This window comes from Ruoffia sp. FAM 26254, assembly GCF_045528545.1.
In the GTDB taxonomy this organism is placed as follows: Bacteria; Bacillota; Bacilli; order Lactobacillales; family Aerococcaceae; genus Ruoffia; species Ruoffia halotolerans.
On the sequence record NZ_JBGQQY010000026.1, the window covers coordinates 1 to 26,940 of the forward strand.

The following is a 26,940-nucleotide window of genomic DNA, read 5'->3' on the forward strand; positions in this document are numbered from 1 at the left end:
CGAGTTCCCAATGCCCGAACTCTTTTCGATTCTTCACAGATTTGGGGCGTTTTGAGATGGGAGTGCCGATATTAAACTTTCCTCGCGTTTCTTGAGGCTCTCGACTTTTTCCTTTGTGTCTTAAGACAGTTAGGGGCACCTTTAAGATATCTTGGTAAATCCAGTTATAGATGGATTTAAAGGAAAGTTTTCCCTGATAATCTCGTCCAACAATTTGTTCAGGTGACCATGTACATTCTAATTTATCTTGAATGTCTTTAAGTAGCCCGAACGTGTACTTAGGATTTCTACCCTTAAGACGTGCACGTTGATTGGCACCTTCATGGGTATCCAGAGCTTGGTATTGATCTGAAGGGCATCGTTTAAGTTCTCGATAAATCGTTGACCGATGGCGCCCGATTAATTGGGCAATGCGATTAATTTTAAAGCCTTCTTGATAGAGTATTTCTATTTTTGAACGTTCCTCTATGGTAAGATATGTGTAGCTCATAACAGACCTCCGTGTTTATGTTTTTGTCGTTACTAACATTTTACACGAACCTGTTATGGGTTTCTTTATTTGTCGCACTTAATTTTACAATTCATCACTTAATAGGAGTTCTTTTGGTGTGTATGATCATCCCTATTGTTAGATATCTATACTTAATCTATAAATGAAGTTTAGAAGAAGTTCACTAGAGGACTCTTTAGTGAGCTTTTTCTTTATGCTGCCATACAATAAGTATGATACAATCACGGAATATCATACTTATTTGGATATAATTGATTAATTTAAAGTTCAATAGAGTACACTCTATTGAACTTTTTTGTATGGTTGCTATAATAGTATTATCATGTGTTCAATAGAGTTATTTTATATTGATCGTGTGAAACACATATAATTTTAAGCAAGAATAAACTTTAGGTAAGACATTGTGAATACTTTATAATGAAAGGATGTTTTTTTGGCAAGAATAAGTTATGCAAGGGTAAGTAGTAAGGATCAGAACTTATCCCGGCAACTTGAAGCACTAGAAGGCGTTTCCAAGGTCTTTTCAGACAAAGTAAGTGGGGGATCGGTCGAACGAACGCAGCTACAGGCCATGTTAAATTATTTGAGAGAGGGCGATATTGTTGTTGTTACGGAATTAGACCGACTTGGAAGAAATAATAATGACCTAACGACTATCATGAGCCTGATTCAAGAGAAAGGGGCAACATTAGAGGTATTAAATCTGCCATCGATGAATGGCATCGCTGATGAAAACTTGCGACGCTTAATCAATAACCTAATTATTGAACTATATAAGTATCAAGCCGAAGCTGAAAGATAACGAATTAAAGAACGATAGGCGCAAGGTATTGAAATAGCGAAACGTCAGGGACGTTTTAAAGGAAGAAAAGAAAGTTTGAACCTAACGATGAAAGGTTGCTACATGCCTTTGAATTATATGATAGAGGTATGACAGAGAAAGTAGTTGAACGTAAGACGGGTATCAATCGTACTACGTTTAGAAGATATCGCGAAAAGTATAATTTAACTAAAATAGATGATAGGTAGAAGTAGCTGAAATTTGAGATTTAGAATATGATCAATAAGTGGTATGCTTTCATTTAACTACTGACCCGAAAGGGAGTGTTTTCATGTTACAAAATGTCATTTCGTTAGTTGTCGCACCACATGAAAACGTTGTAGCTCTCTCTGAGGTCATGAAATGAGTTTTAATGCGTTTGTTAGCTATATCTTAGAACGGATTGTGACGGAATAAAATACGAATAAAATTATTATGAATCCCAAATAAATGCAAACTTGATGATAAATAATAATTATTGGAAAAAGTTCAATTAGAAGTATATAAAACATCCCTTTTAAAAAAGAATAAATTCTCTTGTTAAAGGGATGTTTGTGAATTTACATGTAATACTCTTTTAGATGTTACTTTTTAAAATAAAATTTAAAGGATATATTTAAGTCCAATTAATAATTGTATGCATCAGCATTTGGCACTGCAATTGCTAGACCATTTGTACCAATGGCAACGCCACTTAGAACTGCTTTTTTAGCTGCAGCTGGTAATTCTATTATTCCTGACACCGACTTACTATTAGCAGCTTCACTAATCCAAAATGTATTAGTTCTATTATTTTTATATGTAACTGTTACCGTACCTTGGAAGGTATAAGGCCCAGAGAAACTAGGCTTAGCGTACCAGTAAACGGTATTACTACTCATAATCTCAAGAGTAGTAGTTCCACCAGGACCTGTAATGGTTCCATACGGTACTACATTATTTTGTTGAGCATTTACTTCAGGCGTAGAAAATAAAGGTGATATAGACAAAAACAAAGTGAAAATAACAATAATTTTTTTACTTAACTTCATGATACACTCTCCTTCTTTATTTATTTAATGCACGTTTATTGTAATTGAGATTTTAATTAAAGTAAAGGTGGTAATCTAATGGAAAAAAATAAAATAGAAATGATATTAAAAGATTTTTTGCAAGGTATGAGTATTGACGAATCATCAATTAAAATAAGAAAAACGCAAAATAATATGGTTATAACAATTAACAAAAATTTCAAAAGAATTTTATTACTACTTTTAAATATACTTGGTAAAAATGCTATACAATTTGAATTAATGTATACAAGTTCCCCTCATAGTGATTCATTGGAGCAAACAAACATTGACGAAGTTATTATTACTGTCCCTTTAAACGAGGTAAAAAAACTAGATAAAATATTTTTAGACGCTAATTCTACTTCTGAAAATTACTAAATATACGAGGAGGAAATTTAGCTAGTAAAAATACACATATTAAACTCCTTTTGATAATTGACAATATAAAATATGCATAGTTAATACGGGGGAAACATAGGAGTCGAACAACATGAGTATAACATTAAACAAAAAATTACTAGGCAACGAAGGATATGCCAAAAACATAGCCATAAAATTTCAATAAATGAACAAGGCTTGTCAGATAAAGAAATAGAACGGAAAACAGGAATTAACCGAACGACGTTTTATCGCTACAGAAAAAATCACTATTATAGTTAATATTAAAAGGGGCTGGGAAAAAAACTAGCCTTAAATAGAAAAATCGCAATGAAACCATCGATATTCTGATGCTTTCATTGCGATTTTTATGTGTGGCTGAATAATCGTAAAAAGTAGCCACTCTTCTTCTTGCCTCGAGGGCTAATTTTGTTAAATTCATACTCATCAACATGATACCAATGTTATTATGAAGCGCTTGTTTCCCTCTAACATGGGCTCTGCGCATGCCAAATACACCTTTTAAGCGATCAAAAATTGTTTCTACGTCAATTTTACGCACGCCACACTTAGGGCAAGCCTCTAACGGATACGATAACGTGCCTGAAATCAACATTGTTGTGTGACCATTTTCTTCGATGATTTGAACCCCGTCATTAAATTTAATATTTTCGTCTTTAATTCCAACCAGTTTTGCGATATCATTATTATCAGCCATGTGAATTCTCCTAACTATATTTTTGTGTAGTGACTAAATTATAGTAGAATTCACTCAATGTCATTAAGTTAAGAAAAAGTCTGTCGAATTAATCGATAGGCTTTTTTTCTGCCATTTTTTATCAAATCTTATTCAAAAAAGACCTGAAAATTAAGCGTAAATACTTGACAACCCAAAAAACACCTAAAAAATCTCACTTGATTAGAGCTTTTTTAGGAGGAATTAATGTGAATAACTATCAAAAAATAACGTATCAATATCTACAGTCAGCGATTCAATCCGTTTGTCAAAATCGGGAAGAACATGTCTATTATCCTTCCGCTGATTTTACTCGGAAACGCAAACTGCCCATGTTGGTTGTTATTGAATCGATTATTAAATTCGGCGCTCAAAGCCTTAACAGCGAATTACTTGAACAATGGAACTACCATGTCGAAACTCCCACCGCTTCAGCTTTTGTTCAAGCACGTGCAAAATTAAAACCCAGTGCTTTCAAAGCAGTGTTTGACCTATTTAATCAATCTTTTGATAAAGCCAAACGGTTTAAAGGCTATCAATTGCTTGCCCATGATGGGTCTGATTTGCCCTTACCACAGAACGTAAAAGCCCATGATAATCACTTTAAACGTGGGAATGCCAATGGCTACAACGTGATTCATGTCAATTTTTTATATGACCTCTTAAATAAACAGTTTCTTGATGTGGATTTTCAGAACAAACGTCAAACAGATGAACGTTCAAGTCTCTGCCAAATGGCCCAAAAGATAAAACCGACACAGCCCGTTATCTTTATAGGTGATCGAGGCTATCCTTCCTTTAATCTGTTTGAACATCTTCAGCGCCTTCAACACAAATACGTCATTCGATGTAAAGATGTCAATCGCAAAGGATTTTTGCGCAAATCCGATGTGCCAGATACGGATGAATTCGATACAATTGTTTCTTTAAAGTTGACCTACTCCCGAACCAAAGCGATTAAAGACGATCCATCTTTTCGGTTCCTATCAACCACGTCTAAGTTTGATTTTTTAAAACGAGGCAGTAAGGATTATTACGAAATACGTTTCCGAGTGGTTAGACTCGAGCTAAGTGAAAGCACCTACGAGTGCTTGATAACAAATCTTGATGACAACTTTACACCCAATGACTTAAAAGAATTATACCATTTACGGTGGGGAATTGAGACTTCTTTTCGTGATTTAAAGCATTCAGTTGATTTAGAATACTTACATACAAAAGAAAGCAGCCAAATCTATCAAGAAATATATGCAAGATTAATTACTTACAATTTCACCATGAGGTTAGTTGGACAAGTAAAATTTCCTAAAAAGAAACGACATTGGGATTATCAGGTAAATGTTAAGATGGCTTTTAGGCTATATCGCCGATATTTAAATGACATGTCGATAGATATTATGCGATTAATCTCATCTTATATCCTTCCAATTCGAGAAGGTAGGAAGTTTGAACGATTAAAATTCCGAAGAGGCTTTGTTGGTTTTCATTATAGATAATTTTTTTTTGAAAAGCAGAAGACTTATTTGACATGCCTTCCAATAGAAAAATAACTTGTTTAGAATAAAAAAAGCCAAAGACGCCTCTTCTTCACACTATTTCATGTGAAGAAGAGGCGTCTTTATATAACGATAGGAATTCATTTCCCCTTAACTTAATGACATTGATATATATACGGCTTTTTCGTTCTGCAAAGCTCGCAAAACAGCCTTTACTCTTGCCTCGAGAAGAAACAACTGTGTCGAGTTCCCAATGCCCGAACTCTTTTCGATTCTTCACAGATTTGGGGCGTTTTGAGATGGGAGTGCCGATATTAAACTTTCCTCGCGTTTCTTGAGGCTCTCGACTTTTTCCTTTGTGTCTTAAGACAGTTAGGGGCACCTTTAAGATATCTTGGTAAATCCAGTTATAGATGGATTTAAAGGAAAGTTTTCCCTGATAATCTCGTCCAACAATTTGTTCAGGTGACCATGTACATTCTAATTTATCTTGAATGTCTTTAAGTAGCCCGAACGTGTACTTAGGATTTCTACCCTTAAGACGTGCACGTTGATTGGCACCTTCATGGGTATCCAGAGCTTGGTATTGATCTGAAGGGCATCGTTTAAGTTCTCGATAAATCGTTGACCGATGGCGCCCGATTAATTGGGCAATGCGATTAATTTTAAAGCCTTCTTGATAGAGTATTTCTATTTTTGAACGTTCCTCTATGGTAAGATATGTGTAGCTCATAACAGACCTCCGTGTTTATGTTTTTGTCGTTACTAACATTTTACACGAACCTGTTATGGGTTTCTTTATTTGTCGCACTTAATTTTACAATTCATCATATAATAATAAATTTGAAAAGGGAGTGTTAACACTCTCTTTTTTGTATAATGAGAAGGCAAAGGGGGGTAAACATGAAGAAAATTACTAAAGAAATAGTCGTAGACACAATACCTATCAGAGATAAAGATACGTATAAAAATAAAATGGGGCGCATATTATGTGTTGGAGGTAATCATGAAAAGGGTGGAGCCATTATCATGAGTGGTCTGGCTGCTTTGTATTCTGGCGCAGGATTAGTGACTGTCGCGACGGATCCAGTGAACCGGACTAGCTTACATACGCATGCGCCAGAAATTATGTTTGTTAATATGTACGAAACTGAAAGCTTGATTCAAGCAGTAAAAGACAAAGATGTGATTGTGATTGGGCCGGGTTTAGGGCTAAGCGAAGTGAGCCAAACAATCCTTGAAACGATTCTCAAATCAGCGACTAACGAGCAATATCTAATTATCGATGCTGATGCGATTACGCTGCTTGGTGAAGGGAAAGTCAAGCGAGAAACCAATGCCCATTGTATCTTCACACCTCATCTCGGTGAGTGGCAGAGGCTTACAGGTCTAGATAAAAATAAATTAACAGTAGATAGTAATCAACAAGCTCAGAAGGATTTACAAAGCACAGTTGTGTTAAAAGGATCACCTACACAAGTGTATATTGACTCGGATGTCTTTGAAAACACAACAGGTAACCCCTCACAAGCGACCGGCGGGATGGGAGATACGTTGACTGGGATTCTAGCTGGTTTCATTGGACAAATACCGAATGTCAAACAAGCAATTCTTTCAGCTGTGTTCATTCATAGCTACATTGCGGATCAATTAGCAGAAACTCATTATGTCACATTACCAACGCAAGTGATTCGAGAATTACCAAAAATGATGAGAACCTTTGCAGACGCAAAATATTAAACAAGTGCATAAAAGGCTACTGACGAGTAATCCGGTCAGTAGCCTTTTATATGTAAATAATTATTTATTTCTCAAACGTAAGGCATTGAGTAGTACAGAAATTGAACTTAAACTCATCGCAGCCGCAGCGAACATTGGACTTAATAAAGGTCCATCGAAGAAGAGGTAAAGTAAGCCCATCGCGATTGGAATCCCAATCGTATTGTATCCAAAGGCCCAGAATAAGTTTTGCTTAATGTTACGAATGGTTGCATGACTTAAGCTGATAGCTTTTGGGACATCACGTAAATCATCATGCATTAAGACGGTATCAGCCGAATCCATAGCTACATCGGTACCAGAACCAACTGCCATCCCGATATCTGCTTGAGCTAAAGCAGGCGCATCATTAATACCATCCCCAACCATAATCACTTTCTTACCTGCATTTTGTAACTCTTGCACAATAGCAGATTTATCTTCTGGCATGACTTCACTTAGAATGCGGTCAATACCAAGTTCTTCCCCAACAATATTGGCTGTGTATTGGTTGTCACCAGAGGCCATAATAACTTCAAGACCTAAGTTTTTCATCTCTTTAATTGCTTGGCTCGATGTTTCCTTAATAGGGTCCATAACAGCAACAATTCCAATCACTTCATTATCTAAAGCAATATACATCGGTGTTTTAGCTTCATTGGCTAATTGTTTGACTTGTGCCTCTAATGAACTAGGTACTTCACTTAGAGAGTCCATTAATTTTTTATTCCCAATCGCAATTTCTCTGCCTGCTATGTCTGCTTTAATTCCGCGTGCAGTTATGCTTTCAAAGTGATCGGTTGGCAGTAAGTTAATTTCTTTCTCTTCACTATACTTCACAATGGCTGATCCTAGTGGATGTTCAGAAACCGATTCTGCTGAAGCAACCAGTTGTAAGATGTCATCTTTATCAAAGCCTTCGTTAATGATGAAATCTGTAACAGTTGGTTCACCTTCTGTAATCGTTCCGGTCTTATCTAATAGAACAGTCGTTGCGTTATGTATGTTCTCAAGCGTTTGTCCGTTTTTAATTAAGATACCTTGGCTCGCGCCATTTCCAGTCCCAACCATGATTGCTGTGGGAGTCGCTAAACCTAGGGCGCAAGGACAAGCAATAATTAAAACACTAATAAAGATATTTAAAGCGAAATTCAGTGGTTCACCCATCACAAAGAACCAGAATAAACCAGATAGAATCGCAATAATAATAACGATAGGTACAAAGTATCCTGAGATAACATCGGCTAATTTCGCAATTGGTGCTTTAGAACCTTGAGCATCTTGAACCATACGAACGATTTGAGAAATCATCGTATCTTGTCCAATACGAGTAGCTTTATATTTAAAAGCTCCCATCTTATTGATACTTGCGCCAGTGACTAAGTCACCAACTGTTTTTTCAACAGGTAGACTTTCACCTGTTAACATGGACTCATCAATGCTCGAATGACCTTCAACCATTTCACCATCGACAGGTAAGCTTTCACCAGGTCGAACTTGGATAATATCTCCAATATTCAACATTTCAACAGGAATCGTCTCAACTTCTCCGTTCTCACGTACGACACGAGCTGTATCGGGAGCTAATTCCATTAAGCTTTTAATCGCTGAGGATGTTCGTCCTTTAGCCAGTTCTTCCATATATTTACCTAAGGTCATTAAAGTTAAGATGACTGCGGCCGATTCAAAGTATAATTCTAAATGATCATGCGTATTCACTTGTCCAAAAAGGATTAAAGCAGTCATCACGATTCCTTGTAAGTATGCCGCACCCGTACCAACAGCAACTAAAGAATCCATATTTGGATGTCCATTAAATAATGTTTTGAACCCCCGTTTAAATATATCGAAACCAAAATATAAGACGGGAGTCGTTAATATTAATTGTAATACCGCATTGGCCCCCGGATGAATACTTGGATCAATCACTTGCGGTAAAGGCATTCCAACCATTGGACCCATAGTGAGTATGAAAAGGGGGATGGTAAAGATAGCCATCTTAATTAATGTTTGTTTCATCGAGTTTAACTTAGTTTCTTTACGTGCTTGATCTACTTCGTACTGCTCTTTGGCAGTTAATGCTAGCTCAGCTTGATAACCTGCATCAGCCACGGTTTCTTGGATTAATTGAGCGTCTGCAGTCTCTTCCCAAGTTACAGATAATTTTTCAGTAGCTAAGTTAACGGAAGCAGAGTGAACTTGTGGGAGTTTCGCCACTGCTTTTTCAACAGTTTGTGCACAGCTCGCACAAGTCATTCCAGTCACAGAAAAGTTTTGAAAAGTATCATCTGAACGAGCAGGTTCAGTTTGAGTAACCAACGTATAGCCTGCGTCGGATACCGCTTTAGAAATATCATCGAGTGATAGTTTTGACTCATCAAAGTCGACACTTACTTTTTCTGTTAATTGATTCACTGAGGCTTCATTGATACCATCCAATTTATTCACAGCTTTTTCAACAGAAGTCGCGCATGCAGCACAGTGCATGCCTTCAATGGCATAAGTTTTCAATAAATAAACCTCCTATTCTTAATTAAAGTAATTGGTAACCAGCGTCAGTTACAGCTGTTTGCATGCCAACTTTTGAAACAACAGTATCATCATATGTAACATCTGCTGTTTTATTGGCAAAATCGACCGTGGCTTCAGATACACCATCAAGATTTGATAAAGTGTTTTGGATTGTTTTACTGCAATTCATACATCCCATACCTGCGACTTCAAATTGTTCTTTTTTCATATTAATGTCTCCTTTTATTTAATTTATTATTTATTAATGTAAATGACAGTGGCATTGTCCAACAGCACATTCACAAGCTACTTCTTCTGGTGCTGTGAGTGCTTTTGTTTGGAGTTTTGATATTAGCTCCTGAATTTCATCTTGCGATAATTGATTTGTGTCAACAAGGTGACTAATGAGGCTGCCGCGTTCTTTCGTACATATCGAGTCGAAGACTTTATCGGCTTTTAAACGATTGGCCTCGAGTTCTGAAATACCTGGTTTGTATTTTAAAACCGTATCGGTTTTTATTTTTTGAATATTTTCTTTGTTTACTAAACGGTTTATGAGTGATTTTACCGTTCCTTCTTTCCAATCGAGAATGTCTAACACCCGGTCAATGATTTCTCGACTTGTTAAAGGAGCATCTGCCCATAACACGCGCATCACTTCCCATTCTGAATCGGAAATGTTTAAATCTTGAATACTTAATTGTTCAGTCATAATTTCCCTCCTAACACGGGGTTGCATTTGTAACCTAACTTTAGTTTACACGTGTAACCTGAATAAAGCAAGAGCAAATTACAAGCTTTTTAAATTTATTTAAATATACTAGAACTATGGATTATAAAACGCATAGACACAATATATAGTATTGGGTCGAATCTTGAAGCACAATATTTAGTTTTATTCAAGGTTTAATTTTGAAGGTAACCATGCTAATATATAGTATTAAAGAGGACGGTGTAGTGATGAAAATTATATATATGTCTGTCATAGGCAATACACGACGTTTTGTTGAAAAGTTAGAAATGGACTCTTTGGAGTTGTCTGAAGTGAATGCATTTTCTGAAATAGACGAAAACTTTATTATGATCGCACCAACATATGCAATTGAAATGACTGATATTTTGAATGATTTCCTAGAGACTGGCGATAATTTATCATATTGTCAGGGCGTCATCGGCGCAGGAAACCGAAATTTTAATGAGCTTTACTGCTTTACAGCAGAAGATATTGCACTCGATTATGATGTTCCATTATTGTATCGATTTGAGTTTCAAGGCTCGGATAATGATGTAAAAAAAGTGAAGGAGATTGTGACTGAAATTGAAAACACCAACTATGTCTAAAGCACCCAATGAAATTACATATTTCAAATTAAATAACGAATTAAATATTCCAGTAGACAATAAAATCCCATTAGAGAAAGATAAAGAGGCGGTGCGTGCATTCTTCTTAGAGCATGTGAACCCTAATACTGTGTTTTTCTATACATTAGATGAAAAATTAGATTATTTAATTGAACATGACTACTTAGAAGTAGGTTTCTTAAATAAGTATGACCGTGAATTCATTAAGAAATTAATGCAAACAACTTATGAGAAGAAATTCCGTTTCAAATCATTTATGGGCGCACATAAGTTTTATAACCAGTACGCTTTAAAGACGAATGATGGGGAAAGATACTTAGAACGTTTCGAAGATCGTATTGTGTTTAATGCCTTATTCTTAGCGGACGGGGACGAAGTTCTTGCAACAAATTTACGTGATGAATTAATCGCTCAACGCTTCCAACCTGCAACACCAACATTTTTAAATGCTGGACGTAAACGTCGTGGTGAGATGGTATCTTGTTTCTTAATTGAGATTAGTGATGATATGAACTCAATCGGACGTAGCATCAACTCTGCCTTACAATTAAGTAAGCGTGGTGGAGGCGTAGGTCTAAACTTATCAAACTTACGTGAAGAAGGCGCACCGATTAAGAAAATCGAAAACGCGGCTTCAGGTGTTGTACCAGTTATGAAATTATTTGAAGATTCATTCAGCTACGCCAATCAATTAGGACAAAGAAATGGTGCTGGAGCGGTTTATTTATCAATCTTCCATCCAGACATTGTCCGCTTCTTATCAACTAAGAAAGAAAATGCGGATGAGAAAATCCGTGTGAAAACTTTATCGCTTGGAGTAACGGTTCCGGATAAATTTTATGAATTAGTTGCAGAAGATGCTGATATGTTCTTATTCAGTCCTTATGATGTTGAACGTGTTTATGGCGAGCCTTTTGCTTATGTGGATATTACGGAAGAGTATGAGAACATGGTTCAAAATAAAGAAATCCGTAAATACAAAGTCAAAGCACGTGAATTAGAGAACGAAATAAGTAAATTACAACAAGAATCAGGCTATCCATATATTATTAATATTGATACAGCCAATGATGCGAACCCAATTGATGGGCGCATTGTAATGTCTAACTTATGTTCAGAAATTTTACAAATTCAACAACCATCAATTATTAATGATGACCAAACCTTTGAAGATGAAGGAATTGATATTAGTTGTAACTTAGGTTCTACAAATATTGTGAATATGGTCGATTCACCTGACTTTGCTAAATCAGTGGATACAGCTGTCCGTGGTTTAACATTCGTTACAGATCATACCAGTATCGATGCTGTACCAAGTGTGCGTAGAGGGAATGAATTAAATCATACCATCGGTTTAGGTGGCATGGGACTTCATACGTTATTCGCAATTAATCAAATCTATTACGGATCTGATGAGTCTTTAGAATTAACAGAAGCATATTTCTATGCGTTAAACTACTGGTCATTAGTATCAAGTAATCAAATTGCACGCGAACGTGGTGAAACTTTCTATAATTTTGAAAATTCTGATTATGCTAATGGTTCATACTTTGATCGTTATATTGAAGAACCATTTGTTATTGAAGATGAAAAAGTAAAAGAAATCATGAAAAATGTGCCACTTCCAACTGCAGAAGATTGGGAAGCGTTAAGAGATATGGTTCAAAAAGATGGACTATATCATGCTTACCGTCATGCGATTGCACCAACTGGAAGTATCTCATATGTAAACGAGACAAGTGCGAGCTTACACCCAATTACACGTCTAATTGAAGAGCGTCAAGAGAAGAAAACGGGTAAAACATATTACCCAGCGCCACAATTATCAAATGATACGATTGACTACTATGAGTCAGCTTACGATATTGATATGCGTAAAGTCATCGATGTGTATGCAGCGGCTCAAAGACATATCGATCAAGGAATGTCTTTAACGTTGTTCATGCGTTCAGAATTACCTGAAGGGCTTTATCCTTGGAAACGTCCTGGTGAAAGAAAGATGAACACGAGAGATTTAAATATCCTACGTAACTATGCTTGGAACCAAGGCATTAAATCAATTTACTATGTTCGTACATTTACGGATGATGGCGATGAAATTGGAAGTAATTATTGCGAGAGCTGTTCAATTTAATAAGTTTTATAAAGGAGAATAAATGCATGGTAGAACCAAATTACATAGCGATAAATTGGAATGATATCGAAGATACCGTTGATAAATTAACTTGGGAAAAGCTGACTGAGCAATTTTGGTTAGATACACGTATTCCAGTATCGAATGATTTAGATGATTGGCGTCGTCTTTCAAAAGCAGAACAAGATATGTTAGGGAAAGTCTTTGGTGGGTTAACACTTTTAGATACACTGCAATCTGAAGAAGGGGCTGTTGTCTTATTAGATGATGCAAGAACACCACATGAAAAATCTGTTTTAAGTAATATCCATTTTATGGAAGCAGTACATGCTAAATCGTATTCAACGATTTTTATTACATTGAATACAAACTCAGAAATTGACTCAATCTTTGATTGGACGAATACGAACGAATTAATCCAATTCAAATCGGATAAAATTAATGATGCGTACCAAAATGGTACACCGCTACAAAAGAAAGCGGCAAGTGTCCTACTTGAATCATTCTTATTCTATTCAGGTTTCTACGCACCATTATGGTATTTAGGAAACAACAAAATACCTAACGTAGCTGAAATCATTAAACTTATCCTACGTGATGAATCTGTTCACGGAACTTATATTGGTTATAAATTCCAATTAGGCTACAATGAGTTAGGCGAAGCAGAACAAGAAGAATTAAAAAACTGGGTCTTTAACTTACTATTTGAATTATATTCAAATGAAGAAAAATACACGTCTCATTTATATGATGAATTAGGTTGGACAGAAGACGTAAACACATTTGTTCGCTACAATGCGAATAAAGCTTTACAAAATATGGGCTTCGAACCTTTATTCCCTGATACAGCTGAAGATGTGAATCCGATTGTTATGAATGGTATCTCAACAGGAACAAGTAACCATGACTTCTTCTCACAAGTTGGGAATGGTTACCTACTTGGAGAAGTTCAGGCTATGGAAGATAATGACTACAAGCAATGGGCAATTAATGACCGTCGCAAACAACGTATGCAATACCGTCAAGAGAAGAAACGTCGCCGTGAAGAAGCGAAAAACGCTCAAGCGTCAGCAAAAGCAACAGATTAAACTTATAAACTCAATGAGGGATCACAAAAGTGATTCTTCATTGAGTTTTTTATGTTCAAAAAGCCAGTCAACATGTAATTAGTGGTTTTAGGCATGAAAACCCTTTATAATGAAGTATAAGAGAGGTGTGATAGCGTGAAGAAATGGAAATGGGGAATATTGTTTCTAACTGTATTTTTCCTATATGCATGTGAATCTCAAGAACAGTCAACTACTACGTATCCTGACGCCAACTACACAACCGAAATGGCCCAAGAAACTGACGAAAATGTCAGTCGCCAACAAACAAATGAAGATCGAGATATTATCTACACGGCCAATGTGATTTATCAAACGATTCGTTATGATGAAGCGAAGCAAAGTATTGAAGAAATTATTGAGGCCAATAATGCTTATATTCAATATCAAGATGAATCAATGAATGAATACAGTTATGCAGAAAGTTCTCAGTCGCTCACATCATTAAGTTTGACGATCAGAGTTCCTCGAGACAATTATGAAGAGACGCTTACACAGTTTGAAAACAATGACCAAGCTCAACTTATTCAACTATCACGCGGTTCTCAAGATGTAACCCAACAAGTTCAAGATATTGAAATTCGTATCGAAGCGATTGATTCTAGAATTGACCGACTGAATGAACTTAATGATCAAGCAGAGTCCGTTACGGATTTAATTGAAATCCAAGGCGCTTTAGAAGAAGCAATTGCGAGTCGGGATAGTTTATTAGCAGAACAATCTTCTGTCTCCGCAGAAGTTGAAAATGCAACGATACACTTGAATTTACAAGAAGTTGTTGAGTTATCTGATGGAAGTGAAAGTCAATTGACTTTCTGGAATCAAATTGTCGCAGCCTTTAACGATACTTGGGAAAATTCAATTGAAGCTTTCCAATGGGGGATTTTAACAATTATATTCTTAATCCCTTACATCATCGTGATTATTATCATAATATTAATCATACGATATGTCTTGCGTCCATTGTTTAGAAAAATTAAAGATGTCTTACCAAAGAGGAAAAAGAAAGCTATAAGTGAGGCTAATAGAGAAAAGAACAACTTTAATACAGAAGATTGAGTAAAACAGTTTCAAAAATTGTAAAAAACGTGTAATATTAAGTAGTAAGCGTTTATTATAAAGTTAAATTATGGGAGGAATATCTAGAATGGATATGTTTAAATCGTTATCACAGAAGATTGAAGGAAAAAAGGTTAAAATTGTTTACCCTGAAGCTACTGATCCACGTGTTTTAGGAGCAGCTGTTCGTCTACATTCAGATAAATTAGTAGAACCAATTTTATTAGGAAATCCTGCTGAAGTTGAAGCAATTGCTACAGAACGTAACTGGAACACTGGTGATTTAACAATCATCGATCCTAACAACTATGACGAATTCGATGCAATGATCGCATCTTTCGTAGAACGTCGTAAAGGTAAAAACACTGAAGAGCAAGCACGTGAAATGTTACGTGACAATGCTTACTTCGGAACAATGTTAGTTTACATGGACTTAGCAGATGGATTAGTGTGTGGAGCTCAATACTCAACAGGTGATACTGTTCGTCCAGCACTACAAATCATCAAAACTCGCCCAGGTGTTAAATTAACAAGTGGTGCGTTTGTTATGGTTCCACCTAACAATGATGGTGAACGTTTAATCTTTGCTGACTGTGCGATTAACATTAACCCAGATGCACAATCATTAGCTGAAATTGCTGTAGAAAGTGCTCAAACAGCTAAAATTTTCGATATCGATCCTAAAGTTGGTTTATTAAGTTTCTCAACTAAAGGTTCTGCAGCTTCACCAGAAGTTGACAAAGTCGCTGAAGCTACTCGTATTGCGAAAGAATTGGCTCCTGACTTAGCTATCGATGGAGAATTACAATTTGACGCAGCTTATATTGAATCAGTTGCTGATAAAAAAGCACCTGAATCAGAAGTTGCTGGTAAAGCGAACGTATTCGTATTCCCAGAAATCCAATCAGGTAACATTGGTTACAAGATTGCTCAACGTTTAGGTAACTACCAAGCAGTTGGTCCAATCTTACAAGGTTTAAACAAACCTGTTTCTGATTTATCTCGTGGATGTGTCGAAGAAGATGTTTATAAAGTTTCAATTATTACTGCTAACCAAGCAATCATGTAATTGAGTCTTTTCACTCATAAATAAGCGAGAGCTAGAAATACTACCGAACGGTAGTGTTTCTAGCTCTTTTTGTTGTGGAGAGGGAACTGTAGAGCTTATTTCAGGGAGAACGGCTCGGTGACCGTAGTGGACCGGCTTCAGCTAATCATCTAGCGTTGCTAGCTGATTGAGCTTCCGTCTCGTTGTGCTACTAAATCCTTACGTCGCTACCGCTCCTACGGCTTCATGTATGCCCAATCGTCCTGGTACTACGGTACCTCACCATTCTCCCTTCAATAAGCAACGATAGCTGTGTATTAAACAGAGTTTTCTATATTTATGTGATTATGGTGCTGAACTTAAATTTTGCATAATTCCGTGACGTTCATGTTATTCCTAATGCTGTCAATGGCTTAAGTATATGTACTCTAAGTTGTATTATTGTGAAAGATGAATATTTTGTTATAGAATTTAATAGAGGCACGCATTAAACAGAATATATAAATGGAGGAGATACTATGTCTAAAGTTGAAGTAGGTGGGCTAATTGTCTTGTTTGGGGCAACGGGTGACTTAGCTGAGCGACAATTGTACCCAGCTTTTCACCAACTATATCAACGTGGCCAGTTAACGGAGGAATTTGCGATTATCGGAGCGGCCCGCACTCAATTCACTGAGAATGAATTTAAGGAACATGTAAGAAAAGCTGTTGAAGCAGGGAGTAATTTTACTGAGTTCGAAGAATCATTTTTAGAACACATTTATTACCAACCAGCTGACAATACAAAAGTACAAGATTTTGAAAAACTCATGACGAAAATAAAAGAAGTTTCAACGACGCATAATACATCCGATCGATTTTTATATTACTATTCTATCGCTCCAAGTATTTACGATGAGACGACAGTAAATTTAAAAGAGTCAGGTATTACTGGTTTAACTGGAGAGCATCGTGTCGTTGTTGAGAAGCCATTTGGCTATAGTTTAGAATCAGCTAAAGAATATTATCAAATATTAAAAAAATCATTTAATGATGAAGAGATTTTTTTAATTGATCATTTTCCTGGGATGGATTTTGTCCAAAATATATTGGCAACTCGATTCTACAATCCCTTTATTGAAGGTATTTGGAATAATAAATTTATCGAGAACATTCAAATTAACTTACCTGAACGTCTAAAAGTAGGGGACCGTGGTGCATTCTATGATGAGAATGGTGCATTGTTAGATATGTTCCAAAACCATATACTGCAAATACTTTCATTCATTATTATGGATTTGCCTGAGAAGTTAGAAAAAGATGCGATACATAGTGAGAAGCACGCAGCCTTAAGTCAAATACCAACATATTCGAAAGAGGAAGTGAAAGAGTTTGTTGTTAGAGGTCAATACTCAGCAGATGCTGAAGGGGAGTATAACCATTACCGCGATGAACCAGATGTAGCGGAAGATAGTAGTACGGAAACATACATTGCGATTCAATTATCTGTCGATAATGAGCGTTGGGAGGGTGTTCCTATTTACGTTCGTACAGGAAAAGCGTTAGTTGAACAATTTTCTTCGGTTGATATTATATTGAAAGAGAGAAATGGTGATTCAAACGATACACCAAGTAGGCTCACTTTTTATATTGAACCTGGTAAAGGTTTGGCAATGGTTTTAAACCAGAAAGATATTGAATCGAATATGGAACCAATCACGACATTTATTGGTCCAGACCAAAATACATTCGGGAAAGAGTACGTTCCAACGCCTTATGAAAATTTATTACATGATGCATTAGAAGGGGATAATACGTTGTTTAGTTCTTGGGAAGAAGTGCAAGAACAGTGGCGCATTACTGATGCGATTAAAGTGGCATGGGATGATATGTCAGATCCTGCGTTTCCAAATTATCAAGCGACGTCCTTTGGACCAAGTAGCGCGGATCGATTATTGACGAGAAATAATCACGAGTGGATTAAACGCGTAAATATAAATGAGTAGTATACAAAAAGAGCGTCTGATTTAAGTCAGACGCTCTTTTAAATTGTAAAGTATTGCTTATTCAGGAACTACGTTAATTGGGATTTCATCGATAGTACCGTAGTACCAATCAATTTCATCTCCTGCTTCTAATGTTTGAGAAACAACACCTAGTTGTGCGTATTCACCATTGTATACGTAAGTCCATGTATTACCTACAGTATAGTCATTTTCGTAGCCTTCAATTGAATCAACAACACCTTCAGTTTCGTTGAAGTTAAATGTTAATTCTTCGTTTGATTCTAGAGCTTCTAAAACGCTAAGACCTTCAGCATCTTCAACTGAGAATTCAGCGATTGGCGCTTCTTCACCTGATACATAGAATGCGAATGTTGCTGCTGTTTCGCTAGCTTCTTCTGTATCTTCAGTTGCAGATTCGCCTTCTTCAGTTGTACCTTCACCATTGTCAGATGCTGCTGCGTCTGATTCTTCAGAACCTTGTTCTGCGCCTGATTCCTCGGTTGCTTCGCTTTCTGCGTCTCCAGAAGTACTTTCAGTTGACTCTGTAGATTCTGTTGATACTTGTTCAGTTGACTCAGCTGGAGCACTCTCTGCTGGCTGTTCTTCAGTCGAACTTTGACAAGCTACTAGTAGCAATGCTAAAGTCGGTAGAGTAATTAATTTGATAAATTTTTTCATAAAACTGCCTCCTTACGTTAATATGTTATAGGTATAAATTATCAGTAAAACGGCATAAAGTCAAATGATTCGCAGTTTCAACACACTTTGTTTATAATTGGCTTATTAAGAATAAAGCGTGAATTTTTTTAGAAGTACAAGGAGATTATATATAATGTCATACAAAATTACACATTCTGCTGAGGAAACGAAACAAATCGCAGCAGAATTAGCGCAATTGATAGAACCTGGTAAAGTCATTAGCTTAAAGGGAAATCTAGGAAGTGGTAAAACTACATTTTCTCAAGGATTTGCGAAAGCTTTAGGAATTAAAAGAGCGGTGAAAAGTCCAACATATACTATAGTGAAGCACTATCCACTAGATGAACAAGGGAAGCTTTTTAATCATATTGATGCCTATCGCCTCGAAGAGGGTGGAGCTGAATCGATTGACTTGGAAAATTTTATAGACGATGATACGATTACATTAATAGAGTGGGCAGAATTTGTCATTGATTATATGCCAGAAACTTATTTGGAAATTGAATTAGAGGCAGTTGACAATGATGAACGTAAAATTCAAGTACGAACAGTAGGTCAAAGTGATGACTACGACCAATTAAGGAAAGAATGGACTCAGAACTGGAAAGGATAGTGATTGTGTGAGTAATTACAACAAATACGTACATGAAGCAGAGGACGAGCCAATCGAAACAATCATTAGAGTAGCAGAGCCAATCGATGCAAAGGCAATACTAGGCTTATTAAGACATGTAGGGAAAGATACCCCGTATTTGTCAGTTGGTCCTGAAGGGGCGAATATGACCGTGGATCAGCAAGTAGAATTAATTACGAGATACAATGAATCAGATAATAACATTATGTTAGTAGCAGAATCAGATGATCAGATAGTTGGTATGGCAACAGTTGCTGTCATCGATAATAATCGTCAAAGCCATGTGGCTGAAGTGGGTGTCAGTATTATTAAAGAATATTGGGGCTACGGCATAGGCTCAATTCTCACTGAAGAAATGATTCAATTTGCAAGCTACGCAGATATTAAAGTGCTAACCTTGGAAGTTGTAACAAAAAATATCCGAGCAATTAAATTATATGAGAAATATGGATTTGAAATAGTTGGAACACTATCGAAACGTTTAAGAAATGATTTTCACTATTATGATACTTATGTCATGGAACGGTTGATTGATTAATATTCAAAGAGTTTCTCATCATAGATTTACTTTACTTTTTAAACATAATTAATTAGAATAGATAAGTATTGATTATGAAAGAAAGGTCGAGTTATGGACTATAAGCTATTAAAAGAAGCTCACCCTAATTTAAATATAAAATTTAACCACGCACTGTCAGATTACAGTTATACTAAAACTGGCGGCGAAGCGGATGTTATTGCATTTCCGAAATCAAAAGATGAAGTGAAACAAATTATTGATTGGGCAAAGGAATTTGATGCCCCGTTAACAATTCTAGGTAACCTCAGTAATTTAATCGTTAAAGACGGCGGCATACGCGGTATTGTCATGATTTTAACAGATATGAATGCAATCTCAGTCGATGGTCATTATATTTATGCAGAGAGTGGCGCAGGTATTATTGAAGTAAGTCGTGAGGCCTATCGCCATTCATTAACTGGCTTAGAATTCGCTTGTGGAATTCCAGGTAGTGTTGGTGGCGCGGTATTTATGAACGCGGGTGCTTACGAAGGTGAGATAACGGATATTAATGTAAAGATTGAGGCAATCAATCGCGAAGGACAATTTTTAACTTATACGAATGAAGATGCAGAATTTGCCTATCGTCATAGTATTTTTCAAGAGAATGATAACATTATCTTAGGCGTATCCTTTGAACTTCAACCTGGAGATCAAGAGGCTATCAAAGAAAAAATGGATCATTTAACTGAATTACGTGAATCGAAGCAACCTTTAGAGTACCCATCATGTGGAAGTGTATTTAAACGCCCCGTAGGTTACTATACAGGAAAGTTAATTCAAGATGCTGGTTTACAAGGACATCGAATTGGTGGTGCTGAGATATCTCGTAAGCATGCTGGATTCATCATTAACGTAGGTGGAGCCACAGCAACAGATTATGTTGAGATGATTGAATACATCCAAGAGACAATCTGGAATTTAAATTCAGTTAGACTTGAAACCGAAGTTCGAATTATTGGACGGGAAGCAGAATAATTGAATGAGATATATTAAAACCAACCTAACACATTCTGTAAAAGAATTGCTTAGGTTGGTTTTTTGTAAATAATATAAAAAGATAGATGGGGGTTAATAGTTATGCAAGAGAGAAAAGTTTATATATTATCAATTAAAAGAACCGCAGTAGGAAGTTTTCTAGGGAGTTTATCTGATTTATCACCCGCTGAGATTGGGTCAAAATTATTAGAAAAGATGTTAGAAGAAGACACGATCGTCAAAGACAAGGTGGATGAAGTAATCATCGGGAATGTCTTAAGTGCAGGTCATGGCCAAAATATTGCCCGACAAGTTTCTGTTAACGCAGGCATTTCAATCAATGTACCAGCTTATGGGGTGAATATGTTGTGTGGGAGTGGTCTAAAAGCCATTAATGAAGCATATAACCATGTGAAACTAGGTGATGCGGACTGTATTATTGCCGGTGGAGTGGAGTCGATGAGCCAAGCTAAATTCGCAACGACAGGCAACATTCGAAAAGGAAATAAAATGGGTGCCTTTTCTTTAGAAGACACAATGTTAACAGATGGGTTAACAGATGCCTTTTCAGGAATTCATATGGGAATAACAGCTGAGAATATTGCAAGTAAATTTGAAATCACTCGTGAAGAACAAGATGAATTTGCCATGAATACGCAAGAGAAAGCAAGACTCGCTCAAAAAGAGGGGAAATTCAAAGATGAAATTGTACCAATAACAGTTCAACAACGTCGTCAAGCGGTCGTATTTGAAGAAGATGAATACATCAATCATTCAACAAATTTAGAAAAGTTAAATAAATTGCGTCCGGCTTTCGATAAAGAAGGGTCAGTCACTGCAGGGAACGCATCAGGAATCAATGACGGGGCAGCTTTTGCTTTTGTTGTCTCAGATGCATTCGTTAAAGAACACAACTTAGAACCATTAGTTGAAGTGTTAGGCTTTGGCCAAAGTGGGGTTGATCCAAAAATTATGGGAATTGGACCAGTTAAAGCAATCAATAGTGTCATGAAGAAGACGGGTTTAAGCTTAGAACAGTTTGATGTTATTGAATTGAATGAAGCTTTTGCATCACAATCGATCGGTGTTATGAAGGAATTGACTAAAGATACGAGCTTAACTTATGAAGCACTCGCGGCTAAAGTAAACCCCAATGGTGGTGCGATTGCCATTGGACATCCGATTGGAGCTTCAGGAGCTCGAATAAGTGCCACCTTGATACATGAAATGAAACGCACTGAGTCCGAATATGGACTGGCATCTTTATGTATCGGGGGCGGCATGGGAATTAGTATGGCAGTTAAGAACGTGTAAACAGACCAAAAATGGTCCATATTATATAAAACATCTGAGAAACTCAACAATTCTAGTAAACATTTACCTAGAGTTGTTGAGTTTTTTGTAAAGGATTATAAACGCTAATATATCAAGCTTTATAGCAAATTAAAAAAAGTAGAATATTGGGAAAAATAATTGTGTCTTACTTAAACACCGTGTGCTATAATTTCATCTCGAAAGACAAATTTTCTTTCAAATCGGTTTCAAAGGAGTCAATAATGACAAAAATTTATGCAGAGGAGAATGTGCATATGGTAAAACAAGGTTATAGTGTGGAGTTGCATGGGGTAACAAAATCCTTCGACGATACACAAGTGTTAAAATCCATTGATATGGAATTAGAGAAAGGTAAATTTTATACTTTATTAGGCCCGTCAGGGTGTGGTAAAACAACGATTCTACGTATTATTGCTGGGTTTACAAAAGCATCATCAGGCCAAGTCTTAATCGATGGTACTGAAGTTACGAGAGTTGCAGCAAATCAGCGGAAGGTTAACACTGTTTTTCAAGATTATGCACTTTTCCCGCATATGAATATCTTTGATAACATCGCTTTTGGCTTGTCTGTCACAGGAGTCGATAAAGCGACGATTAAGGAGAAAGTTTCAGAAATGTTACGTTTAGTGCGCTTAGAAGGGTTTGAAGAGCGTTACATTGATGCGTTGTCAGGTGGACAAAAGCAACGTGTAGCGATTGCGAGAGCACTGATCAATGAACCAGATGTTCTTTTATTAGATGAGCCCTTGTCTGCGCTAGATCTAAAACTTCGAACAGACATGCAATATGAATTGCGCGAATTACAAAGACGTTTAGGAATAACGTTTGTCTTTGTTACTCATGATCAAGAAGAAGCTTTAGCTATGTCGGATTGGATTTATGTCTTAAATAACGGTGAAATTGTTCAATCAGGAACACCCGTCGATATTTATGATGAGCCGATTAACCGTTATGTCGCAGACTTTATTGGTGAGAGTAATATTGTAGCTGCGAAGATGATCGAAGATTATCGGGTTGAATTTGTCGGTCATACGTTTGACTGTGAAGATGGTGGGATACCAAGTGGTGAAGCGGTAGAGGTTGTTATTCGCCCCGAAGACGTTGAAATTACGTCACCTGAAGCAGGTCAATTGATTGCTAAAGTAGATACTCAATTATTCCGTGGTGTCTTTAACGAAGTCATTGCTTACGACGAAGATCATAATGAATGGATGATTCATACAACTAAAAAAGTTGAAACTGGTTCTCGAATCGGATTGCGATTCGGTCCAAGCGATATTCATGTGATGCGTTTCAACGAATCTGAAGAAGATTTTGATGCCCGTTTAGAACAGTATGAAGACTAGAGGTGGGCAATGAATACGAAAAAACATCATTTATTAGCGATACCGTATTACTTATGGGTTATATTGTTTGTCATTGCACCGATTCTTTTATTATTGTATCGGTCATTCTTTAATATCGCCGGTCAGTTTACTTTTGATAATTATATTCATTATTTTACGAATCGAAATTATTTGGTTATGACTGCTAGCTCATTTTTATATGCTTTTTTAGTCACATTGGTCACACTTGTTATTGCGTATCCAATGGCGTATTTTTTAACAAAGACAAAGCGTAAAGATTTGTGGCTATTGTTGATTATCTTACCTACGTGGATAAACTTATTACTTAAAATCTATGCCTTTATTGGGATTTTAAGTCAAACAGGACCAATTAATTCATTTTTAACGAATTTAGGTTTTGAATCACAACAGTTATTATTTACGAATATTGCCTTTTTATTAGTGGCGGCCTATATTGAATTACCGTTTATGTTGTTGCCAATCTTTAATTCGATTGATGAGATACCACATTCACTGATTGAAGCAAGTACGGACTTAGGATCAAGTGAATGGGTGACAGTGAGACGAGTAGTGATGCCATTATCGATGCGTGGAGTGAGAAGTGGTGTTCAAGCAGTATTTATCCCTTCTCTATCTTTATTCATGTTAACGCGTTTAATCGGTGGGAACCGAGTCATTACCTTAGGAACAGCAGTGGAACAGCATTTCTTAGTGACCCAAAACTGGGGAATGGGTGCCACGATTGGTGTTGTCTTAATGGTTTCAATGGTATTAGTTATGTTCCTTACTCGTAGCCGTAACGATCAAGGAGGTGCAAGTAATGACTAAAGGAAAATTTAAGTGGTCAAACTTATACATTATCGCAGTATTTATTATATTGTATTTGCCAATTGGATATTTAATAGCCTATTCATTCAATAGTGCTGGGAATATGTCTGATTTTACAGGCTTTACTTTAGAACATTATCAGACATTATTTGCTGATCAGCGGTTATTATCATTTATCATGAATACGTTTATCATTGCCTTACTGTCAGCGACGATTGCGACAGCGATTGGAACTTTTGGGGCGATTGCCATTTATTATGCGCGCTTGAATAGTCAGCGGCAATTTTTATTGAATACGAATAATGTCTTGATGGTCACACCAGATGTTATGATGGGGGCAAGTTTCTTAATATTATTCTCTAGTATATTGCCACTTCGTTTAGGTTTTTGGAGTGTCCTTTTGGCTCACGTAGCTTTTAGTATTCCAATTGTTGTGTTAATGATTTTACCTCGTTTATATGAGATGAATCCGAACATGATTACTGCGGCCCAAGATTTAGGGGCGACGCATTGGCAAATATTATCACGTGTCGTTATACCAAGTATTGTTCGTGGTATTGTATCTGGTTTCTTTATGGCTTTTACCTATTCACTCGATGATTTCGCGGTAACATTCTTCGTTACTGGGAACGGCTTTAGTACTGTTTCGATCGAAGTGTATTCAAGAGCGCGAACAGGTATTAGTTTAGAAATTAATGCTTTAAGTACATTAATGTTTGTACTCGCGTTAGCTTTAGTCTTTGGTTATTATCAAATCCAAACGAGCGATCAAAGACGTATTCGTAAACAAGCCAATAAAAAAGTAGGTGGTCTGCGATGAAACAATTAATGACCATGTTATTAGCGATTTTACTGATTGTTGCTGTGTTATTTGGTTTTAGACATCAGTTAGAAAGTAGTTTAGGACTGACAGATGGCAATACGATTGTCTTTTATAACTGGGGAGATTACATTGACCCAGAATTATTGACTCAGTTTGAGGAAGAGACAGGTTATTCGGTTATCTATGAAACCTTTGATTCGAATGAAGCGATGATGACGAAGATTGAACAAGGCGGAACACGTTATGATGTAGCAGTTCCTAGTGAGTATATGATTGAACAAATGATTGAAGCAGACTTGTTACAAGAGATTGATCATTCATTGTTACCTAACTTAGAGAACATTAATCCGCGGTTCTTGGATTTAGAGTTTGATCCGAATAACCGTTTTTCGATTCCGTATTTTTGGGGAACATTAGGTATTATCTACAATACGAATTATGTTGATGAAAGTGAAGTTCAACAGTGGAATGATTTGTGGAATCCGAAATTCCGTAATAATATTATGATTTACGATGGGGCGAGAGAAGTTTTAGGCGTTGGTTTACAATCACTTGGCTATTCATTAAATGAAACAGATAGTACAAGATTAAGAGAAGCAACGAACAAGATGAAAACTTTGATGCCAAATATATTAGCCCTTGTTGCAGATGAGATGAAGATGCATCTTGGTAACGAAGAAGCGATGATTGGGGTGACGTTCTCTGGAGAAGCGTCCATGGCAATATGGGAGAATCCAGAACTTGCGTATGTCTTACCAGAAGAAGGGTCAAACCTTTGGTTTGATAATATTGTGATTCCTCATAATGCACAAAACGTTGAAGGGGCACATGCTTTAATTGATTTCTTACTTCGACCAGAAGTAGCAGCGCAAAATGCTGATTACGGCGGTTATTCAACACCGAATGAAGCGGCGACGGCTTTAATGGATCCAGAAGTCATTTCCGATGAAGCCTTTTATCCAAGTGAAGATGCTTTAGATAAATTGGAAGTATATCGTGGATTAGGGCAAGAGAAATTAATTGAATATAATGATTTATTCTTAGAAGTGAAGATCGAACCAAGAGACTAAACGGTTTTCCAATAAAAAATAAGAGGATTGATAGATGGTGAGTTATTAGACTTTTCCATTTATTCAATCCTCTTTTGTTGTTATTTAATATATTTGTAATCTTAAAGGAGAATCTTTACATAAAATTTACGAGAAACTTTCATTAAATTTATATTAGCTTGGTATGATAGTAGTAACAAAAGAGGAGGATGGATAATGGTGCTATTGGACAAGCTAAATATTGACATATCACAGAAAAAATTTACCAAAGCTTCATCCTTTATTATTGAACGATTTGTCGTACCTGAAGATCAAGATGGGCTTATTTTGTCATTTCAAATGGCCTATGATTACATTAACTTAATTCTAGTGTATGATAGCAATTATAATTTGAGAGCAGAGACAACTCAAATATACGAGAGACGTGTCATTAAAATTCACGAGAAGGACCTCTATACAAGCAATGAAGCTAAGGCAGGGTTAATTCCTGAGGGTGAGTGGATTATTGCTTTTGAAATCAATAATGAGGAGTTGCCTGACGTTGAATCTTTATGCACGATTGAAGTGACAAGTCATTAATATTTATTAAAATAATGAAAATCTATAAACCTGAATAATTCATAGTTTTACTAATAGTCTTTCCTAACATTGATTTAATAGTCTTTAAAGTAATCTGCTTCATCACCCATTAGGTGATGAAAAAAGACCCCCTTTCTGATATGGTTAATTCACC

At 36.4% G+C, this 26,940-nt stretch carries 25 protein-coding genes and 2 pseudogenes; 19 read left to right on the plus strand and 8 right to left on the minus strand.

Annotated features, from left to right (window positions below; genetic code table 11):
• A partial coding sequence (locus tag ACEN3Z_RS07355; RefSeq protein ID WP_407090332.1) for an IS30 family transposase occupies positions 1-490 on the minus strand: 490 nt, incomplete at its 3' end.
• A gap of 454 nt (positions 491-944) precedes the next feature.
• On the opposite strand from ACEN3Z_RS07355, the pseudogene ACEN3Z_RS07360 reads away from it, so the two are divergent.
• Positions 945-1,540: pseudogene (locus ACEN3Z_RS07360) on the plus strand (recombinase family protein).
• Positions 1,541-1,957: 417 nt separating this feature from the next.
• On the opposite strand, the gene ACEN3Z_RS07365 reads toward ACEN3Z_RS07360, so the two are convergent.
• Positions 1,958-2,362: a hypothetical protein gene (locus ACEN3Z_RS07365; RefSeq protein WP_138405582.1), complete on the minus strand. Its 405-nt coding sequence runs from the start codon at positions 2,360-2,362 to the stop codon at positions 1,958-1,960.
• A 78-nt stretch (positions 2,363-2,440) separates the two neighbouring features.
• Between ACEN3Z_RS07365 and ACEN3Z_RS07370 the strand changes: the two genes are divergently transcribed.
• On the plus strand, positions 2,441-2,761 hold the full coding sequence (locus ACEN3Z_RS07370; RefSeq protein ID WP_138405583.1) for a hypothetical protein: 321 nt from the start codon (positions 2,441-2,443) through the stop codon (positions 2,759-2,761).
• 417 nt (positions 2,762-3,178) lie between these two features.
• On the opposite strand, the pseudogene ACEN3Z_RS07375 reads toward ACEN3Z_RS07370, so the two are convergent.
• Positions 3,179-3,320, minus strand: a pseudogene (locus ACEN3Z_RS07375) (transposase); the annotation flags it as partial.
• Between the two features lie 386 nt (positions 3,321-3,706).
• Between ACEN3Z_RS07375 and ACEN3Z_RS07380 the strand changes: the two are divergent.
• Complete coding sequence (locus ACEN3Z_RS07380; protein ID WP_407090333.1) at positions 3,707-4,993, plus strand: IS4 family transposase; 1,287 nt, start codon at positions 3,707-3,709, stop codon at positions 4,991-4,993.
• 91 nt (positions 4,994-5,084) lie between these two features.
• Here ACEN3Z_RS07380 and ACEN3Z_RS07385 read toward each other — a convergent pair whose 3' ends face one another.
• A complete protein-coding gene (locus ACEN3Z_RS07385; RefSeq protein ID WP_407090334.1) occupies positions 5,085-5,726 on the minus strand; it encodes an IS30 family transposase in 642 nt (213 codons plus the stop codon).
• A 170-nt stretch (positions 5,727-5,896) separates the two neighbouring features.
• Between ACEN3Z_RS07385 and ACEN3Z_RS07390 the strand changes: the two genes are divergently transcribed.
• Positions 5,897-6,733, plus strand: a complete 837-nt coding sequence (locus tag ACEN3Z_RS07390; RefSeq protein WP_407090335.1) for an NAD(P)H-hydrate dehydratase — start codon at positions 5,897-5,899, stop codon at positions 6,731-6,733.
• Between the two features lie 60 nt (positions 6,734-6,793).
• Here the strand turns inward: ACEN3Z_RS07390 and ACEN3Z_RS07395 are convergent, their stop codons facing one another.
• The 3 genes from ACEN3Z_RS07395 to ACEN3Z_RS07405 are packed head-to-tail and all read right to left on the minus strand — an operon-like array spanning position 6,794 to position 9,974.
• Positions 6,794-9,262, minus strand: a complete 2,469-nt coding sequence (locus tag ACEN3Z_RS07395) for a heavy metal translocating P-type ATPase (RefSeq protein ID WP_138404095.1) — start codon at positions 9,260-9,262, stop codon at positions 6,794-6,796.
• 22 nt (positions 9,263-9,284) lie between these two features.
• Positions 9,285-9,491, minus strand: coding sequence for a heavy-metal-associated domain-containing protein (locus ACEN3Z_RS07400; protein WP_138404096.1), 207 nt, complete (start codon positions 9,489-9,491; stop codon positions 9,285-9,287).
• Positions 9,492-9,524: 33 nt separating this feature from the next.
• Entirely contained in the window at positions 9,525-9,974 is a 450-nt protein-coding gene (locus ACEN3Z_RS07405) for a BlaI/MecI/CopY family transcriptional regulator (RefSeq protein ID WP_171031274.1), read from the minus strand.
• 248 nt (positions 9,975-10,222) lie between these two features.
• On the opposite strand from ACEN3Z_RS07405, the gene nrdI reads away from it, so the two are divergent.
• From nrdI to zwf, 6 genes are all read left to right on the plus strand, one after another.
• Positions 10,223-10,603, plus strand: coding sequence for a class Ib ribonucleoside-diphosphate reductase assembly flavoprotein NrdI (gene nrdI / locus ACEN3Z_RS07410; RefSeq protein WP_138404098.1), 381 nt, complete (start codon positions 10,223-10,225; stop codon positions 10,601-10,603).
• Positions 10,596-12,758, plus strand: a complete 2,163-nt coding sequence (gene nrdE / locus ACEN3Z_RS07415; RefSeq protein WP_407090344.1) for a class 1b ribonucleoside-diphosphate reductase subunit alpha — start codon at positions 10,596-10,598, stop codon at positions 12,756-12,758. The genes nrdI and nrdE overlap by 8 nt, the downstream gene beginning before the upstream one ends.
• A 26-nt stretch (positions 12,759-12,784) precedes the next feature.
• Positions 12,785-13,846: a class 1b ribonucleoside-diphosphate reductase subunit beta gene (gene nrdF, locus ACEN3Z_RS07420; RefSeq protein ID WP_138404099.1), complete on the plus strand. Its 1,062-nt coding sequence runs from the start codon at positions 12,785-12,787 to the stop codon at positions 13,844-13,846.
• A 135-nt stretch (positions 13,847-13,981) separates the two neighbouring features.
• Positions 13,982-14,923 (plus strand): DUF4349 domain-containing protein, encoded by a 942-nt coding sequence (locus tag ACEN3Z_RS07425; RefSeq protein WP_407090336.1) that lies wholly within the window; start codon positions 13,982-13,984, stop codon positions 14,921-14,923.
• 88 nt (positions 14,924-15,011) lie between these two features.
• The gene (gene pta, locus ACEN3Z_RS07430) at positions 15,012-15,992 is read left to right on the plus strand and encodes a phosphate acetyltransferase (RefSeq protein ID WP_407090337.1); all 981 of its coding nucleotides are present in this window, start codon (positions 15,012-15,014) and stop codon (positions 15,990-15,992) included.
• A 497-nt stretch (positions 15,993-16,489) separates the two neighbouring features.
• Positions 16,490-17,956, plus strand: coding sequence for a glucose-6-phosphate dehydrogenase (gene zwf / locus ACEN3Z_RS07435; RefSeq protein WP_138404101.1), 1,467 nt, complete (start codon positions 16,490-16,492; stop codon positions 17,954-17,956).
• A 57-nt stretch (positions 17,957-18,013) separates the two neighbouring features.
• On the opposite strand, the gene ACEN3Z_RS07440 is transcribed toward zwf, so the two are convergent.
• Complete coding sequence (locus tag ACEN3Z_RS07440) at positions 18,014-18,634, minus strand: DUF4430 domain-containing protein (protein ID WP_138404102.1); 621 nt, start codon at positions 18,632-18,634, stop codon at positions 18,014-18,016.
• Positions 18,635-18,788: 154 nt separating this feature from the next.
• Here ACEN3Z_RS07440 and tsaE point away from each other — a divergent pair, with 154 nt between their 5' ends.
• The 9 genes from tsaE (at position 18,789) to ACEN3Z_RS07485 (ending at position 26,786) form a co-directional block, all read left to right on the plus strand.
• Positions 18,789-19,268: a tRNA (adenosine(37)-N6)-threonylcarbamoyltransferase complex ATPase subunit type 1 TsaE gene (gene tsaE, locus ACEN3Z_RS07445; RefSeq protein WP_407090338.1), complete on the plus strand. Its 480-nt coding sequence runs from the start codon at positions 18,789-18,791 to the stop codon at positions 19,266-19,268.
• A 7-nt stretch (positions 19,269-19,275) separates the two neighbouring features.
• On the plus strand, positions 19,276-19,827 hold the full coding sequence (locus ACEN3Z_RS07450; RefSeq protein WP_138404104.1) for a GNAT family N-acetyltransferase: 552 nt from the start codon (positions 19,276-19,278) through the stop codon (positions 19,825-19,827).
• A gap of 93 nt (positions 19,828-19,920) precedes the next feature.
• Positions 19,921-20,826 carry a UDP-N-acetylmuramate dehydrogenase gene (murB, locus tag ACEN3Z_RS07455; RefSeq protein WP_197105181.1) on the plus strand — a complete coding sequence of 302 codons (906 nt, stop codon included), beginning with the start codon at positions 19,921-19,923 and terminating at the stop codon, positions 20,824-20,826.
• Positions 20,827-20,928: 102 nt separating this feature from the next.
• Entirely contained in the window at positions 20,929-22,140 is a 1,212-nt protein-coding gene (locus ACEN3Z_RS07460; protein ID WP_407090339.1) for an acetyl-CoA C-acetyltransferase, read from the plus strand.
• A 275-nt stretch (positions 22,141-22,415) separates the two neighbouring features.
• Complete coding sequence (locus ACEN3Z_RS07465) at positions 22,416-23,507, plus strand: ABC transporter ATP-binding protein (RefSeq protein WP_407090345.1); 1,092 nt, start codon at positions 22,416-22,418, stop codon at positions 23,505-23,507.
• A 9-nt stretch (positions 23,508-23,516) separates the two neighbouring features.
• Positions 23,517-24,335 (plus strand): ABC transporter permease, encoded by an 819-nt coding sequence (locus tag ACEN3Z_RS07470; RefSeq protein ID WP_407090340.1) that lies wholly within the window; start codon positions 23,517-23,519, stop codon positions 24,333-24,335.
• Positions 24,328-25,155, plus strand: coding sequence for an ABC transporter permease (locus ACEN3Z_RS07475; protein WP_407090341.1), 828 nt, complete (start codon positions 24,328-24,330; stop codon positions 25,153-25,155). Before ACEN3Z_RS07470 ends, ACEN3Z_RS07475 begins: the two co-directional genes overlap by 8 nt.
• Positions 25,152-26,228 carry a PotD/PotF family extracellular solute-binding protein gene (locus ACEN3Z_RS07480; RefSeq protein ID WP_407090342.1) on the plus strand — a complete coding sequence of 359 codons (1,077 nt, stop codon included), beginning with the start codon at positions 25,152-25,154 and terminating at the stop codon, positions 26,226-26,228. Before ACEN3Z_RS07475 ends, ACEN3Z_RS07480 begins: the two co-directional genes overlap by 4 nt.
• 195 nt (positions 26,229-26,423) lie before the next feature.
• The gene (locus ACEN3Z_RS07485; RefSeq protein ID WP_407090343.1) at positions 26,424-26,786 is read left to right on the plus strand and encodes a hypothetical protein; all 363 of its coding nucleotides are present in this window, start codon (positions 26,424-26,426) and stop codon (positions 26,784-26,786) included.
• The last annotated feature ends 154 nt before the right edge of the window (positions 26,787-26,940 follow it).

Coding starts and splice junctions, on each gene's coding strand:
- ACEN3Z_RS07400 (WP_138404096.1), bottom strand. CDS start 9,491: ATGAAAAAAGAACAATTTGAAGTCGCAGGTATGGGATGTATGAATTGC.
- ACEN3Z_RS07440 (WP_138404102.1), bottom strand. CDS start 18,634: ATGAAAAAATTTATCAAATTAATTACTCTACCGACTTTAGCATTGCTA.
- zwf (WP_138404101.1), top strand. CDS start 16,490: ATGTCTAAAGTTGAAGTAGGTGGGCTAATTGTCTTGTTTGGGGCAACG.
- tsaE (WP_407090338.1), top strand. CDS start 18,789: ATGTCATACAAAATTACACATTCTGCTGAGGAAACGAAACAAATCGCA.
- ACEN3Z_RS07390 (WP_407090335.1), top strand. CDS start 5,897: ATGAAGAAAATTACTAAAGAAATAGTCGTAGACACAATACCTATCAGA.
- ACEN3Z_RS07480 (WP_407090342.1), top strand. CDS start 25,152: ATGAAACAATTAATGACCATGTTATTAGCGATTTTACTGATTGTTGCT.
- ACEN3Z_RS07475 (WP_407090341.1), top strand. CDS start 24,328: ATGACTAAAGGAAAATTTAAGTGGTCAAACTTATACATTATCGCAGTA.
- ACEN3Z_RS07370 (WP_138405583.1), top strand. CDS start 2,441: ATGGAAAAAAATAAAATAGAAATGATATTAAAAGATTTTTTGCAAGGT.
- ACEN3Z_RS07405 (WP_171031274.1), bottom strand. CDS start 9,974: ATGACTGAACAATTAAGTATTCAAGATTTAAACATTTCCGATTCAGAA.
- ACEN3Z_RS07485 (WP_407090343.1), top strand. CDS start 26,424: ATGGTGCTATTGGACAAGCTAAATATTGACATATCACAGAAAAAATTT.
- ACEN3Z_RS07465 (WP_407090345.1), top strand. CDS start 22,416: ATGGTAAAACAAGGTTATAGTGTGGAGTTGCATGGGGTAACAAAATCC.
- ACEN3Z_RS07470 (WP_407090340.1), top strand. CDS start 23,517: ATGAATACGAAAAAACATCATTTATTAGCGATACCGTATTACTTATGG.
- nrdE (WP_407090344.1), top strand. CDS start 10,596: ATGTCTAAAGCACCCAATGAAATTACATATTTCAAATTAAATAACGAA.
- nrdF (WP_138404099.1), top strand. CDS start 12,785: ATGGTAGAACCAAATTACATAGCGATAAATTGGAATGATATCGAAGAT.
- nrdI (WP_138404098.1), top strand. CDS start 10,223: ATGAAAATTATATATATGTCTGTCATAGGCAATACACGACGTTTTGTT.
- ACEN3Z_RS07385 (WP_407090334.1), bottom strand. CDS start 5,726: ATGAGCTACACATATCTTACCATAGAGGAACGTTCAAAAATAGAAATA.
- murB (WP_197105181.1), top strand. CDS start 19,921: ATGGACTATAAGCTATTAAAAGAAGCTCACCCTAATTTAAATATAAAA.
- ACEN3Z_RS07365 (WP_138405582.1), bottom strand. CDS start 2,362: ATGAAGTTAAGTAAAAAAATTATTGTTATTTTCACTTTGTTTTTGTCT.
- pta (WP_407090337.1), top strand. CDS start 15,012: ATGGATATGTTTAAATCGTTATCACAGAAGATTGAAGGAAAAAAGGTT.
- ACEN3Z_RS07460 (WP_407090339.1), top strand. CDS start 20,929: ATGCAAGAGAGAAAAGTTTATATATTATCAATTAAAAGAACCGCAGTA.